At 71.6% G+C, this 13851-nt stretch carries 13 protein-coding genes; 12 read left to right on the forward strand and 1 reads right to left on the reverse strand.

Annotated features, from left to right (window positions below; all coding sequences use genetic code 11):
* The first annotated feature begins 15 nt into the window (after nucleotides 1-15).
* From AB0D99_RS28070 to ftsH, 3 genes are all read left to right on the forward strand, one after another.
* Complete coding sequence (locus AB0D99_RS28070) at nucleotides 16-2484, forward strand: [protein-PII] uridylyltransferase (RefSeq protein WP_362368102.1); 2469 nt, start codon at nucleotides 16-18, stop codon at nucleotides 2482-2484.
* Between the two features lie 112 nt (nucleotides 2485-2596).
* Entirely contained in the window at nucleotides 2597-4150 is a 1554-nt protein-coding gene (gene ffh, locus AB0D99_RS28075) for a signal recognition particle protein (protein ID WP_362368106.1), read from the forward strand.
* Between the two features lie 133 nt (nucleotides 4151-4283).
* Nucleotides 4284-6209, forward strand: a complete 1926-nt coding sequence (gene ftsH / locus AB0D99_RS28080; RefSeq protein ID WP_362368109.1) for an ATP-dependent zinc metalloprotease FtsH — start codon at nucleotides 4284-4286, stop codon at nucleotides 6207-6209.
* A gap of 192 nt (nucleotides 6210-6401) precedes the next feature.
* On the opposite strand, the gene AB0D99_RS28085 is transcribed toward ftsH, so the two are convergent.
* Nucleotides 6402-7151: a methyltransferase domain-containing protein gene (locus AB0D99_RS28085; protein WP_362368112.1), complete on the reverse strand. Its 750-nt coding sequence runs from the start codon at nucleotides 7149-7151 to the stop codon at nucleotides 6402-6404.
* A 391-nt stretch (nucleotides 7152-7542) separates the two neighbouring features.
* Here AB0D99_RS28085 and AB0D99_RS28090 point away from each other — a divergent pair, with 391 nt between their 5' ends.
* The 9 genes from AB0D99_RS28090 (at nucleotide 7543) to lepB (AB0D99_RS28130) (ending at nucleotide 13802) form a co-directional block, all read left to right on the forward strand.
* Entirely contained in the window at nucleotides 7543-8136 is a 594-nt protein-coding gene (locus tag AB0D99_RS28090; RefSeq protein ID WP_150232028.1) for a hypothetical protein, read from the forward strand.
* A 180-nt stretch (nucleotides 8137-8316) separates the two neighbouring features.
* A complete protein-coding gene (gene rpsP / locus AB0D99_RS28095) occupies nucleotides 8317-8757 on the forward strand; it encodes a 30S ribosomal protein S16 (RefSeq protein WP_362368116.1) in 441 nt (146 codons plus the stop codon).
* A gap of 2 nt (nucleotides 8758-8759) precedes the next feature.
* The gene (locus AB0D99_RS28100) at nucleotides 8760-8999 is read left to right on the forward strand and encodes an RNA-binding protein (RefSeq protein ID WP_020868149.1); all 240 of its coding nucleotides are present in this window, start codon (nucleotides 8760-8762) and stop codon (nucleotides 8997-8999) included.
* A gap of 84 nt (nucleotides 9000-9083) precedes the next feature.
* Nucleotides 9084-9683 (forward strand): ribosome maturation factor RimM, encoded by a 600-nt coding sequence (rimM, locus tag AB0D99_RS28105; protein ID WP_362368119.1) that lies wholly within the window; start codon nucleotides 9084-9086, stop codon nucleotides 9681-9683.
* A complete protein-coding gene (gene trmD, locus AB0D99_RS28110; RefSeq protein WP_362368122.1) occupies nucleotides 9680-10501 on the forward strand; it encodes a tRNA (guanosine(37)-N1)-methyltransferase TrmD in 822 nt (273 codons plus the stop codon). Before rimM ends, trmD begins: the two co-directional genes overlap by 4 nt.
* Before the next feature lie 129 nt (nucleotides 10502-10630).
* On the forward strand, nucleotides 10631-10981 hold the full coding sequence (rplS, locus tag AB0D99_RS28115; RefSeq protein ID WP_356894105.1) for a 50S ribosomal protein L19: 351 nt from the start codon (nucleotides 10631-10633) through the stop codon (nucleotides 10979-10981).
* Nucleotides 10982-11052: 71 nt separating this feature from the next.
* Nucleotides 11053-11898: a signal peptidase I gene (gene lepB / locus AB0D99_RS28120; protein ID WP_362368125.1), complete on the forward strand. Its 846-nt coding sequence runs from the start codon at nucleotides 11053-11055 to the stop codon at nucleotides 11896-11898.
* Nucleotides 11891-12955: a signal peptidase I gene (lepB, locus tag AB0D99_RS28125; RefSeq protein ID WP_362368128.1), complete on the forward strand. Its 1065-nt coding sequence runs from the start codon at nucleotides 11891-11893 to the stop codon at nucleotides 12953-12955. Before lepB (AB0D99_RS28120) ends, lepB (AB0D99_RS28125) begins: the two co-directional genes overlap by 8 nt.
* Nucleotides 12870-13802 (forward strand): signal peptidase I, encoded by a 933-nt coding sequence (gene lepB, locus AB0D99_RS28130; RefSeq protein WP_362368231.1) that lies wholly within the window; start codon nucleotides 12870-12872, stop codon nucleotides 13800-13802. Before lepB (AB0D99_RS28125) ends, lepB (AB0D99_RS28130) begins: the two co-directional genes overlap by 86 nt.
* The last annotated feature ends 49 nt before the right edge of the window (nucleotides 13803-13851 follow it).

The following is a 13851-nucleotide window of genomic DNA, read 5'->3' on the forward strand; positions in this document are numbered from 1 at the left end:
CGAGGGAGCTGCTGGGTGACGAGCGTCGACACGAGTACACGAGCGGAAGACTCGGGACCCAGCGGCTACGCGGCGGCCCGGCTGCGCCTTCTCACCGAGAAGGCGCAGTCCGGGCCGCCGCGCCGTGCCGCCCTGGCCCGGCTCACCGACGACTGGCTGACCGGACTGTTCACCGCCGCCCAGCCGCCACGAGGGGTGGCGCTCGTCGCCGTCGGCGGCTACGGGCGCGGTGAACTCTCCCCACGCAGCGATCTCGACCTGCTGCTCCTGCACGACGGAACCGCCGACGCGGGCACCGTCGCCGCCCTCGCCGACCGGATCTGGTACCCGGTCTGGGACCTCGGCCTCGCCCTGGACCACTCCGTACGCACCCCCGCCGAGGCACGCAAGACCGCCGCGGACGACCTCAAGGTCCAGCTCGGGCTCCTCGACGCCCGCCCCGTCGCCGGCGACCTCGGCCTCGTCGCCGCACTGCGCACCGCCGTCCTCGCCGACTGGCGCAACCAGGCCCCCAAGCGGCTCCCCGAACTCGACGCGCTGTGCCGGGAACGGGCCGAGCGCATGGGGGAGCTGCAGTTCCTCCTCGAACCCGACCTGAAAGAGGCCAGGGGAGGACTCCGCGACGCCCAGGTCCTGCGCGCCGTCGCCGCCTCCTGGCTCGCCGACGCCCCCCGCGAGGGCCTGGACGGCGCCCGCCGCCGCCTCCTCGACGCCCGCGACGCGCTCCACCTGACCACCGGCCGCGCCACCGACCGGCTCGCCCTCCAGGAACAGGACGCCGTCGCCGAAGAACTGGGCCTCCTCGACGCCGACACCCTGCTGCGCGAGGTGTACGAGGCGGCACGGACCATCTCCTACGCCACCGACGTCACCTGGCGCGAGGTCAACCGCGTCCTCAAGGCCCGCTCCGCCCGGCCCCGGCTGCGCACCCTCCTCGGCGGCCGGTCCGGCGCGAAGCCGCCCGTCGAACGCACCCCCCTCGCCGAAGGCGTCGTGGAGATGGACGGCGAGGTCGTCCTCGCCCTCAGCGCCAAACCCGAACGGGACTCCGTCCTGCCCCTGCGCGCCGCCGCGGCCGCCGCCCAGTCCGGGCTCCCCCTCTCCCTGCACGCCGTCCGCAGGCTCGCGGCCGCCGCCCGACCGCTGCCGGTGCCCTGGCCCGCCGAGGCACGCGAGGAACTGGTCACCCTGCTCGGCGCCGGGGAGCCGACCGTGCCCGTCTGGGAGGCACTGGAGGCGGAAGGACTGATCACCCGGCTCCTGCCCGACTGGGAACGCGTCCGCTGCCGCCCGCAGCGCAACCCCGTCCACACCTGGACCGTCGACCGGCACCTCGTCGAGACCGCCGTCCGCGCGTCCTCGCTCACCCGCCGGGTCGGCCGGCCCGACCTACTGCTCGTCGCCGCGCTCCTGCACGACATCGGCAAGGGCTGGCCCGGCGACCACGCCGTCGCGGGCGAGACCATCGCCCGGGACGTCGCCACCCGCATCGGCTTCGACCGCGCCGACGTCGCCGTCGTCGCCACCGTCGTACGCCACCATCTGCTGCTCATCGAGACCGCGACCCGCCGCGACCTCGACGACCCCGCCACCGTGCGGTCCGTCGCCGGCGCCGTCGGCACCCAGGGCGCGCTGGAACTGCTGCACGCCCTCACCGAGGCGGACGCGCTCGCCACCGGCCCGGCCGCCTGGTCGTCCTGGCGCGCCTCACTCGTCGCCGACCTCGTCAAACGCGTCGGCGCCGTCCTCGCGGGAGAACCCCAACCGGAACCGGAGCCCACAGCTCCGAGCGCGGAGGAAGAACGCCTCGCCATCGAGGCACTGCGCACCGGTGAGCCCGTTCTCGCCCTCCACACCCAGCCGGAGACCCAGCCGGACGACGGCGAACCGGAACCGGTCGGCGTCGAGCTCCTCATCGCCCTGCCCGACCAGCCCGGCGTCCTGCCCGACCAGCCCGGCGTCCTGCCCGCCGTCGCCGGCGTCCTCGCCCTGCACCGGCTGACCGTCCGCGCCGCCGACCTGCGCGCCATCGAGCTCCCCACCGAGCTCGGCCCCGGCGCCGTCCTCGTACTGAACTGGCGCGTCGCCGCCGAGTACGGATCCCTGCCCCAGGCCGCCCGCCTCCGCGCCGACCTCGTGCGGACCCTCGACGGCAGCCTGGACATCCGCGCCCGCCTCGCCGAACGCGAGGCCGCCTACCCCCGTCGACGCGGAGTCACCGCCCCGCCGCCCCGCGTCACCGTCGCCGCCGCCGGCTCCCGCCTCGCCACCGTCATCGAGGTCCGCGCCCAGGACGCGCCCGGGCTGCTGCACCGCATCGGCCGGGCCCTGGAGGGCGCGGACGTCCGGGTCCGCAGCGCCCACGTCTCCACCCTGGGCGCCAACGCCGTGGACACCCTCTACGTCACCCGCCCCGACGGCTCGCTCCTGCCCGACGAGGACGCCTCCGACCTGGCCCGGGCCCTGGAGGGGGCGCTGCGCTGAGAGCGCCCCGCCCCCGCCCGTTTCGACGGGCGGGGGCACGTCCTTCGGCGAGGCAGATACCCTTGAGGGCAATCCGTCCGCCCGCCCCCGACACCGAGGATCCGCGACCGCCGTGTTCGATACCCTCTCCGACCGCCTTGCAGCGACATTCAAGAATCTCCGGGGCAAGGGGCGCCTGTCCGAGGCGGACATCGACGCCACCGCGCGCGAGATCCGTATCGCCCTCCTCGAGGCGGACGTCGCCCTGCCCGTCGTCCGGGCGTTCATCAAGCAGGTCAAGGAGCGGGCCGCCGGCGCCGAGGTCTCCCAGGCGCTGAACCCCGCCCAGCAGGTCATCAAGATCGTCAACGAGGAGCTCATCGGCATCCTCGGCGGCGAGACGCGGCGCCTGCGGTTCGCCAAGACCGCGCCGACCGTGATCATGCTCGCCGGTCTCCAGGGTGCCGGTAAGACCACCCTCGCCGGAAAGCTCGGCCTCTGGCTCAAGGCCCAGGGCCACTCCCCGCTGCTCGTCGCCTGTGACCTCCAGCGCCCCAACGCCGTCACCCAGCTCGGTGTCGTCGCCGAGCGCGCCGGCGTGGCCTTCTACGGCCCGCAGCCGGGCAACGGCGTCGGTGACCCGGTCCAGGTCGCGAAGGACTCGATCGAGCACGCGCGGACCAAGATGTACGACGTCGTCATCGTCGACACCGCCGGCCGCCTCGGCATCGACCAGGAGCTGATGCAGCAGGCCGCGGACATCCGCGACGCCGTCAGCCCCGACGAGGTCCTCTTCGTCGTCGACGCCATGATCGGTCAGGACGCGGTCAACACCGCCGAGGCCTTCCGTGACGGCGTCGGCTTCGACGGCGTCGTGCTCTCGAAGCTCGACGGCGACGCCCGAGGCGGTGCCGCGCTCTCCATCGCGCACGTCACCGGCCGCCAGATCATGTTCGCCTCCAACGGCGAGAAGCTGGACGACTTCGACGCGTTCCACCCGGACCGCATGGCGTCCCGCATCCTCGGCATGGGCGACATGCTCTCGCTCATCGAGAAGGCCGAGCAGACCTTCAGCCAGGAAGAGGCCGCCAAGATGGCCTCCAAGCTGGCGTCCAAGAAGGGACAGGAGTTCACGCTCGACGACTTCCTGGCCCAGATGGAGCAGGTCCGCAAGATGGGCTCCATCAGCAAGCTCCTCGGCATGCTGCCCGGCATGGCGCAGATGAAGGAGCAGATCAACAACATCGACGAGCGGGACGTCGACCGCACGGCCGCGATCATCAAGTCGATGACCCCGGGCGAGCGCCAGGACCCGACCATCATCAACGGCTCGCGCCGCGCCCGTATCGCCAAGGGCTCCGGCGTCGAGGTCAGCGCGGTCAAGGGCCTGGTCGAGCGGTTCTTCGAGGCCCGCAAGATGATGTCCCGCATGGCCCAGGGCGGCGGAATGCCGGGGATGCCCGGGATGCCCGGCATGGGTGGCGGCCCCGGCCGCCAGAAGAAGCAGATCAAGCAGGCCAAGGGCAAGCGCAAGAGCGGCAACCCGATGAAGCGCAAGGCCGAGGAGGAGGCCGCCGCGGCCCGCCGCGAGCAGGCCCAGCAGGGCGGCGCGTTCGGTCTGCCGGCCGCAGGACAGGGCCCGCAGGACTTCGAGCTCCCGGACGAGTTCAAGAAGTTCATGGGCTGACACCCGTACGAGAAGGGGGCCCGGGGCAGTGCGAAACCGCCCCGGGCCCCTTTTCGCACCCACGCCATGCCCGTAATGCCGCATTGATCAGGTCCTCGAATAATGAGGCTGACGTCGGCGTGAGGAGAGCAGCGTGGCCAACCCCGTACCCCCTCGCGACCGGACCGACCAGCCCTGGCGCTCGGAAGGCGCACCACCGCCCGCACCGCCGAAGCGGAAGATGCCCGGCGGCTGGGGCGGGCTCATCCTCACCGCCTTGGTCGTCTACCTCATCGCCAACCTCGTCCTGTCGTTCTTCAACCGCGGCGACGAGCCGACGATCTCCTACACCGAATTCAGCAAACAGGTCACCTCGGGCAACGTCACCAAGATCTACTCCAAGGGCGACGCCATCCAGGGCGAGCTGAAGAACAAACAGCCCCTGCCCAACGGCGACAAGGGCGACTACACCAAGTTCGTCACCCAGCGGCCCGCCTTCGCCGACGACGACCTCTGGGCCGAGCTGACCGCCAAGGGCGTCACCGTCACCGCCGAGCCCGTCGTCCAGGAACGCAGCTTCCTCGCCAACCTGCTCATCTCGCTCGCGCCGATGCTGCTGCTCGTCGCCCTGTGGATCTTCATCGCCCGCCGCATGAGCTCCGGCCTCGGCGGCGCGGGCGGCATGCTCGGACGCAAGGCGCCGCCCAAACCCGTCGAACTCGAACCCGGCGCCACCCGCACCACCTTCGACGACGTCGCCGGCATCGACGAGGTCGAAGGCGAACTCAACGACGTCGTCGACTTCCTCAAGAACCCCTCCGCCTACCGCGAGATGGGCGCCAAGATGCCACGCGGCGTCCTCCTCGCCGGCCCGCCCGGAACCGGCAAGACCCTCCTCGCGCGGGCCGTCGCCGGCGAGGCCGGAGTGCCCTTCTTCTCCGCCTCGGCGTCGGAGTTCATCGAGATGATCGTCGGAGTCGGCGCCTCCCGCGTCCGCGAACTCTTCGCCGAGGCCCGCAAGGTCGCCCCCGCGATCATCTTCATCGACGAGATCGACACCATCGGCCGCGCCCGCGGCGGCGGCTCCGGCATGGGCGGCCACGACGAACGCGAGCAGACCCTCAACCAGATCCTCACCGAGATGGACGGCTTCACCGGCTCCGAAGGCGTCATCGTCATCGCCGCCACCAACCGCGCCGACGTCCTCGACCCCGCGCTGACCCGCCCCGGCCGCTTCGACCGGATCGTCCACGTCAACCCGCCCGACCGCGGCGGCCGCGAGGCCATCCTCAAGATCCACACCCGCGAGATCCCCCTCGCCCAGGACGTCGACCTCGTCCAGGTCGCCCGCACCACCCCCGGCATGACCGGAGCGGAACTCGCCAACCTCGCCAACGAGGCCGCCCTCCTCGCCGTCAAACGACAACAGAAGTCCGTCACCCAGTCCGACATCTCCGACGCCCTGGAGAAGGTCCAGCTCGGCGCGGAACGCCCCCTCGTCATGCCCGAGGAGGAACGGCGCCGCACCGCCTACCACGAGAGCGGCCACGCCCTGCTCGGAATGCTCCAGCCCGGCGCCGACCCGGTCCGCAAGATCACCATCGTGCCCCGCGGCCGCGCCCTCGGCGTCACCCTGTCCACACCCGACGCCGACAAGTACGCCTACACCGAGGAGTACCTGCGCGGCCGGATCATCGGCGCACTCGGCGGCATGGCCGCCGAACAGGTCGTCTTCGGGGTCATCACCACCGGCGCCGAGAGCGACCTGGAACAGGTCACCAACATCGCCCGCGGCATGGCCGGCCGCTGGGGCATGAGCGAACGCGTCGGCCGCCTCACCGCCATCCCCGGCGACGCCCAACAGGCGTACGGCCTCTCGGCGGCCCCCGCGACCCTCGACATGGTCGCCGACGAGATGCGCCGGATCGTCGACGAGTGCTACGAGAGCGCCCTCCGCCAGCTCCGCGAGAACCGCGACAAGCTCGACGCCCTCGCGACCGCCCTCCTGGCCAACGAAACCCTGGAGGAGGACGCCGCCTACCGGGCGGCCGGCATCACCCGCCTGAAGAAGGAGCCGTAGGAACGGGGAGCGGGGCCACGGACACCGGCCCCGCGCGGCGTACGCGGACGGCACCGGGCCCCGCGCGGCGTACGCGGACGGCACCGGGCCCCGCGCGGCGTACGCGGACGGCACCGGCCCCGCACGGTGTCCGTGGACGACACCGGGCCCGCCCGTCCGAAGGCCCCCGGGCGCGCCGTCGCGCGCCGCCGGCTACGGCACCCGCGCGATCAGATACCGGAAGACGTTCGGCATCCACACCGTCCCGTCCCCGCGCACGAACGGATCCAGCGCCTCCGTGATCTCCTTCTCGACCTGGGACGGGTCCGTCGCCCGCACCGCCGCGTCGAACTCGCCCGTCGACAGCAGCCCCCGCACCGCACTGTCCCGGTCCGCGTACCCGAACGGGCACGACACCCGGCCCGAACCGTCCGGCTTCAGACCGGCCCGCGCCACCACCTGCTCCAGGTCGTCGCGGAGCGCCGGCCGCCAGCCCGTCAGCCTCGCGGCCACCCGCAGCACCGACGCCGTCGCGCACCGCTCGGGCGGCCCCCAGCCCGCCAGCACGATCGCCGTGCCCGATTGCGCCAGAGGAGTGACGCCCGCCAGCGTCCGGCCCAGCCCGGCCGAGGCGTGGAAGGCCGTGATCACGTCGTACGGCGCGCCCCCGACGGCCGACACGTCGGCCGAATCCCCCTCGACCACCGCGTGCCCCGCCCCCTCCGGCAGCCGCTCCCTGGCCAGCTCCACGCGCGCGTGGTCCCGGTCCACGCCGGTGGCGGCGGCCCCCCGGGAGGCCGCCATCAACAGCGCGAGCCCCGAACCGCAGCCGAGTCCCAGGACCCGCGAGCCGCGGCCCACGTCGAGACGGTCGTACACCGCCTCGTAGAGCGGCACGAGCATCCGCTCCTGGATCTCGGCCCAGTCGCGCGCGGGATCGTGCCGGACGAGCGTAGGTGTCATGGAAAGCGCCCCAATCAGTGCCTGGTCGACAGCCCCCGTGTACGTGCGCCCGCATCCCCCCGTATGTCAGGGAACTGCGCATCCGTCCCCGCGTCCAGTGCTCGCGCCGGACCACTTCCCCTTCCGGGCGGGGCCGGTGCGCCGCCTTGCGTCCCGACCCGGTACTGTCCCCGCGTCGGGCCACGTCGGCCCCCCGGCTGCCAGGAGCGCCGCATACGCGCCGACGCGTATGCGCCACTACGCACCACCTTGCCGCGACCTGCGAGCCTTCTCCGCAGATCGGCGCACTGACCCTCGTCCGGACGCATGAACGGCAACTGACGGGTACGTGCAAATTATTTGGGATGCCCCGGAATGGAACCCGGGGGCACGTCGGCTCGTTGTACGCGACGTGAGCACGACACCACCTGTTCTCGCCGCAGAGCTGGCACAGGCGTGGGCCGACATTCAGCGGCACCACCCCGAACTGCCGGATCTTGCCGCGCCCGAGTCCCTGATCGGAGAGTCCTCGTCCGCCTGCGGCGCCGAGCTCTCCTTCGAGCGACTGCTCCACGAGGCAGTCCACGGCATCGCCGCCGCCCGAGGAGTCCGCGACACCTCACGCGCCGGCCGCTACCACAACCGCAGATTCCTGGCCATCGCCGAGGAGATGGGCCTCGACCACCCCGAGGAGCCGCACGCCAGCAGCGGCTTCTCCCTGGTCACGCTCAACCCCGAGGCGAAGCGGCGGTACCGGCCCACGATGGAGCGGCTCCAGCGCGCCCTCAAGGCCCACACCGTCGCGACGGCCGCGGACACCAAGCGCTCCTTCCGGGGTCCGGCCGCGCGCCACGGCTCCTCGGGCGGAGGCGTCCGTGTGAAGGCCGTCTGCGACTGCGGCCGCAACGTCCGCGTGGTCCCGTCCGTCCTCGCCCAGGCGCCCATCGTCTGCGGCGGCTGCGGCAAGCCCTTCCGCATCCCGGAAACGGTGGGAGCGGCGAGCTGAGCCGGAGCGGGCACCGGGTCCGGCGTGCCACAGGCGTGTGGCACAATGGCTAGCTGTACTCGACAGTCGCACAGGACCCCTCTCTCCTCCGGCTGACGCGTCCATCGGGCACCCGAGTACCGCAACCCCACGTGGCATCTCATGTGCCCAACCACGTCAAGACCAGGAGACACCACTCCAGTGGCAGTCAAGATCAAGCTCAAGCGCCTCGGCAAGATTCGCCAGCCGCACTACCGCATCGTCGTCGCCGACTCCCGCACCCGCCGGGACGGTCGTGCGATCGAGGAGATCGGTCTGTACCACCCGACGTACAACCCGTCGAAGATCGAGGTCGACTCGGACCGCGCGCAGTACTGGCTGTCCGTCGGCGCCCAGCCGACCGAGCCGGTCCTCGCCATCCTGAAGCTCACCGGCGACTGGCAGAAGCACAAGGGCCTCCCGGCCCCGGCGCCGCTGCTGCAGCCGGCGACGAAGGAGGACAAGCGCGCCTCCTTCGACGCGTTCGCCAAGGCCCTCGAGGGCGACGACGCCAAGGGTGAGGCCATCACCCCGAAGGCGAAGAAGGCCGACAAGAAGGCGGACGAGGCCGAGGCCGCGTCCACCGAGTCGACCGAGGCCTGATCGTGCTCGAGGAGGCTCTCGAGCACCTCGTGAAGGGCATCGTCGACAACCCCGACGAAGTGCAGGTCGCCTCGCGCAACCTGCGTCGCGGCCGCGTACTCGAGGTTCGGGTCCACCCCGATGACCTCGGCAAGGTGATCGGCCGCAACGGCCGCACCGCGCGTGCGCTGCGCACCGTCGTGGGCGCCATCGGCGGCCGTGGCATCCGCGTCGACCTCGTCGACGTGGACCAGGTCCGCTGAGCAAGTTGGACACACCGGCACGGGCCGGGGAGGGCCTTCGGGCCCTCCCCGGCCCGTCGTCGTCGGACAGGAGAGAATGAAGTCGTGCAGCTGGTAGTCGCGCGGGTCGGCCGCGCCCATGGCATCAAGGGCGAGGTCACCGTCGAGGTACGGACGGACGAGCCCGAGCTGAGGCTCAGCCCCGGAGCGGTCCTGCTCACCGATCCGGCCACCGCCGGACCCTTGACCGTCGAGACCGGTCGCGTGCACAGCGGTCGGCTGATGCTCCGCTTCGAGGGCGTACGCGACCGCAACGCCGCCGAGGCCCTCCGCAACACCCTGCTCATCGCCGACATCGACCCCGAGGAACTGCCGGAGGGCGAGGACGAGTACTACGACCACCAGCTCATGGACCTGGACGTCGTGCTCGCGGACGGCACCGAGATCGGCCGGATCACCGAGATCAGCCACCTGCCGTCCCAGGACCTCTTCATCGTCGAGCGGCCGGACGGCACCGAGCTGATGATCCCCTTCGTCGAGGAGATCGTCACCGACATCGACCTGGAGACGCAGCGGGCCGTCATCGACCCGCCGCCCGGACTCATCGACGACCGCGCCGAGATCGTCTCCTCCCGGGACGAGGACGCCGCCCAGAGCGACGACTCCACGGGGGACGAGCCCACGTCCGGGGACGCCGGCGCATGAGGCTCGACGTCGTCACGATCTTCCCCGAGTACCTGGAACCCCTGAACGTCTCCCTGGTCGGCAAGGCACGCGCGCGCGGACAGCTCGACGTCCACGTCCACCACCTGCGCGAGTGGACCTACGACCGGCACAACACGGTCGACGACACCCCCTACGGCGGCGGCCCCGGCATGGTCATGAAGACCGAGCCCTGGGGCGACGCCCTCGACCAGACCCTCGCCGACGGCTTCGAAGCGGGCGCCCACGGCCCCGCACTGGTCGTCCCCACGCCCAGCGGACGCCCCTTCACCCAGGAGCTCGCCGTCGAGCTCTCCGAGCGCCCCTGGCTGATCTTCACGCCGGCCCGCTACGAAGGCATCGACCGGCGCGTCATGGACGAGTACGCCACCCGCCTCCCGGTGTACGAGGTCTCCATCGGCGACTACGTCCTCGCCGGCGGGGAGGCCGCCGTCCTGGTGATCACCGAAGCGGTGGCCCGGCTCCTGCCCGGCGTCCTCGGCAACGCCGAGTCCCACCGCGACGACTCCTTCGCCCCCGGCGCCATGGCCAATCTCCTCGAAGGCCCCGTCTACACCAAGCCCCCCGAGTGGCGAGGCCGCGCCATCCCCGACGTACTCCTCAGCGGCCACCACGGAAAGATCGCGCGCTGGCGCCGCGACGAGGCCTTCCGCCGTACGGCCGCCAACCGGCCCGACCTGATCGAACGCTGCGACCCCGCCGCCTTCGACAAGAAGGACCGGGAGATCCTCTCCCTGATGGGCTGGGCCCCGGAGCCCGGCGGCCGATTTTGGCGCAGGCCCGACGCCGTGGAAGAATAGGCCGCTGCTGTGTGTCCGGCGAGCGCCCCTGCCACAGGGGGACGACGCCCGCCCGGTACGCCCGGCGCTCCATCTCCTTATCGAACGTTCCGCTGATGACCTGTGGCATCAGCGAGGAAAGAGACCACCATGGCCTCCCTGCTCGACTCGGTCAACGCGGCTTCGCTCCGCACCGACCTCCCCGCCTTCCGTCCCGGCGACACCGTGAACGTCCACGTGCGCGTCATCGAGGGCAACCGCTCCCGTATCCAGCAGTTCAAGGGCGTTGTCATCCGCCGCCAGGGCTCGGGCGTCAGCGAGACCTTCACGGTCCGCAAGGTCTCGTTCTCCGTCGGCGTCGAGCGCACCTTCCCGGTGAACAGCCCGATCTTCGAGAAGATCGAGCTCGTCAGCCGTGGTGACGTCCGTCGCGCCAAGCTCTACTACCTGCGTGAGCTGCGCGGCAAGGCCGCCAAGATCAAGGAGAAGCGCGACAACTGAGCTCCGGCTCACCGATCGCGCGTCGCTTCGGAGCGATGATTCACAGGGCGGCCGGATAGGCTCTGCCCCCGATGGACACCGAAGCACAGCACACGGAGCGCGACCGCTCCTCCGAGACGGAGGAGCGGTCGCGCTCCGCGCGTTCTTTCGGGACGCACGGGCAGGATTCCAAGCCCGACGCGCTCCCCGACTCCTCCGGGCCCGAAGGACCGGACTCCGCGGCCACGGAGCCGGACCGGCACGACGGCGGCTGGACCTGGCGCCGCACGAGCGCCGTCGGCGCCCTCTGCGTGGCCTTCCTGCTGCTCCTGAGCCACTTCGTCATGCAGCCCTTCCTCATCCCCAGCCGCTCGATGGAGCCCACCCTCCAGGTCGGGGACCGGATCCTCGTGAACAAGCTGGCGTACCGTTTCGGCGACCAGCCGCGCCGGGGTGACGTCGTCGTCTTCGACGGAACCGGGTCCTTCCTCCAGGAGGCCCCCGAGCAGAACCCGGTCACCGGCCTGCTGCACGGAGCCGCCGCCGCCCTCGGCCTCGCCGAGCCCGCCGAGACCGACTTCGTGAAGCGGGTCGTGGGCGTCGGCGGAGACCGGGTCGTCTGCTGCGACGCCGACGGACGGCTGACCGTCAACGGCGTCCCGGTCCAGGAGTGGTACCTCCAGCTGGGCGACTCGCCCTCCAAGGTTCCCTTCGACATCGTCGTCCCCCAGGGCACCCTGTGGGTCATGGGCGACCACCGCAGCCAGTCCAGCGACTCCCGCGACCACCTCGGCCGCCCGGGCGGCGGCATGGTGCCCGTCGAGCGGGTGATCGGGCGCGCCGACTGGATCGGCTGGCCCTTCGGCCGCTGGTCCGAGGTGGAGGAGACCGGAGCGTTCGACCCCGTACCCACTCCCGCGGCGGGCGGCCATGGGTAACCGGGGCAGGCCGGCCGGGCACCGCGGGGACACCCCTCTGCCCACCGGCACGCGGCCGACGCAGGCCGGCGGCCGGCCGCTGCCCGGCCGGGCCGAGCGGCGTCGGCTCGCCCGCAAGGTCAAGCGCAGGCGCCAGCGCTCCGCGGTCAAGGAGATCCCGCTCCTCATCACCGTCGCCCTGCTGATCGCGCTCGTCCTGAAGACCTTCCTCGTCCAGGCCTTCGTCATCCCGTCCGGCTCCATGGAGCAGACGATCCGGATCGACGACCGCGTCCTGGTCGACAAGCTCACGCCCTGGTTCGGCTCCAAGCCGCAACGAGGCGACGTGGTCGTCTTCAAGGACCCCGGCAACTGGCTCCAGGACGACACCGCGCCCGTCACCGAGGACCCGATCGGCGTGAAGCAGGTCAAGCAGTTCCTGACCTTCATCGGACTGCTGCCCTCCGCCGACGAGCAGGACCTGATCAAGCGGGTCGTCGCGGTCGGCGGCGACACGGTCGAGTGCTGCGGCGCGGACGGCCGGGTCAAGGTCAACGGCGTACCGTTGGATGAACCGTATCTGCACCCCGGGAACGAGCCGTCGAAGATCAAGTTCAAGGTGACGGTGCCCGCAGGTCGCATCTTCGTGCTGGGCGACCACCGGTCGGACTCCGCCGACTCCCGCTTCCACCTCGACGAGAAGGACCAGGGGACGATCTCCGAGGAGGACGTGGTGGGTCGGGCCGTCGTCATCGCCTGGCCGGTGAGCCACTGGCGACGACTGGAGGAACCGGACACGTTCGCGGCCGTACCGGACGGTCGTTCGGGTTCTGTGTCCGCACACGGTGTGTCGCATAGTGTGTCCTCGCGGAATCTGAACGGATTGCCCTGGCTCCCGACCCCTGCGGAACTCCCGCTCGTTATGGGAGTGGTGGGCCTGTCCCTGTTCCGGGGCAGGCATATGCACGGACTGAGGAGTGGATGTGGGGGATGTGGCCGTCGGCGCACGATCCGGACACGACGAGCCGGAGGAGAGGCCCGAGCGGCTCGCCGAATCGGCGGTGGCCATGAGGGATGACGCCTCGGGCCCGCACGACGCCGACCCCGCGGACGGCGAGGGCGAGACCGGACAGGACCAGCAGGACGGACCCGGCCAGGGCGAGAAGAAGCCGCGTTCCTTCTGGAAGGAACTGCCCCTGCTGATCGGCATCGCGCTGCTCCTCGCGCTGCTGATCAAGACTTTCCTGGTGCAGGCGTTCTCGATTCCCTCGGACTCGATGATGAACACCCTCCAGCGCGGAGACCGCGTCCTGGTGGACAAGCTGACCCCCTGGTTCGGCTCCGAGCCGGAGCGCGGAGAGGTCGTCGTCTTCCACGACCCGGGCGGCTGGCTGGAGGGCGAGCCCACCCCCGACCCGAACGCGCTGCAGAAGTTCCTGAGCTTCATCGGGCTGATGCCCTCCGCCGAGGAGAAGGACCTGATCAAGCGCGTCATCGCGGTGGGCGGTGACACGGTCTCCTGCAAGGAGGGCGGCAAGGTCATCCTCAACGGCAAGCCGCTGGACGAGACCTCGTACATCTACCCCGGCTCCTCGCCCTGCGGCGACAAGCCCTTCGGGCCGATCACCATCCCCGACGGCAGCATCTGGGTGATGGGCGACAACCGCCAGAACTCCCTGGACTCCCGCTACCACCAGAACCTCCCGGGCGGCGGCGCCGTCCCCAACGACGAGGTCGTGGGACGCGCGGTCGTCGTGGCCTGGCCGGTCACCCGCTGGGCGACGCTCCCCGTGCCCAGCACCTTCGACCAGCCCGGACTCAGCCAGGCACTGGCCGTGGCCCCGGGCGCGGCCGGCCTCGCCGGCGCGGTGCCCCTCGTGCTGTGGCGCAGGAAGAGGCTCGAGTCCCGGCATACCGCCGGGTAGCAACGCGCGGGTAGGGTGCCGTCCCAGATCGACGAACCGACCTTGAGGG

It is taken from the genome of Streptomyces sp. NPDC047971, assembly GCF_040653355.1.
In the GTDB taxonomy this organism is placed as follows: domain Bacteria; phylum Actinomycetota; class Actinomycetes; order Streptomycetales; family Streptomycetaceae; genus Streptomyces.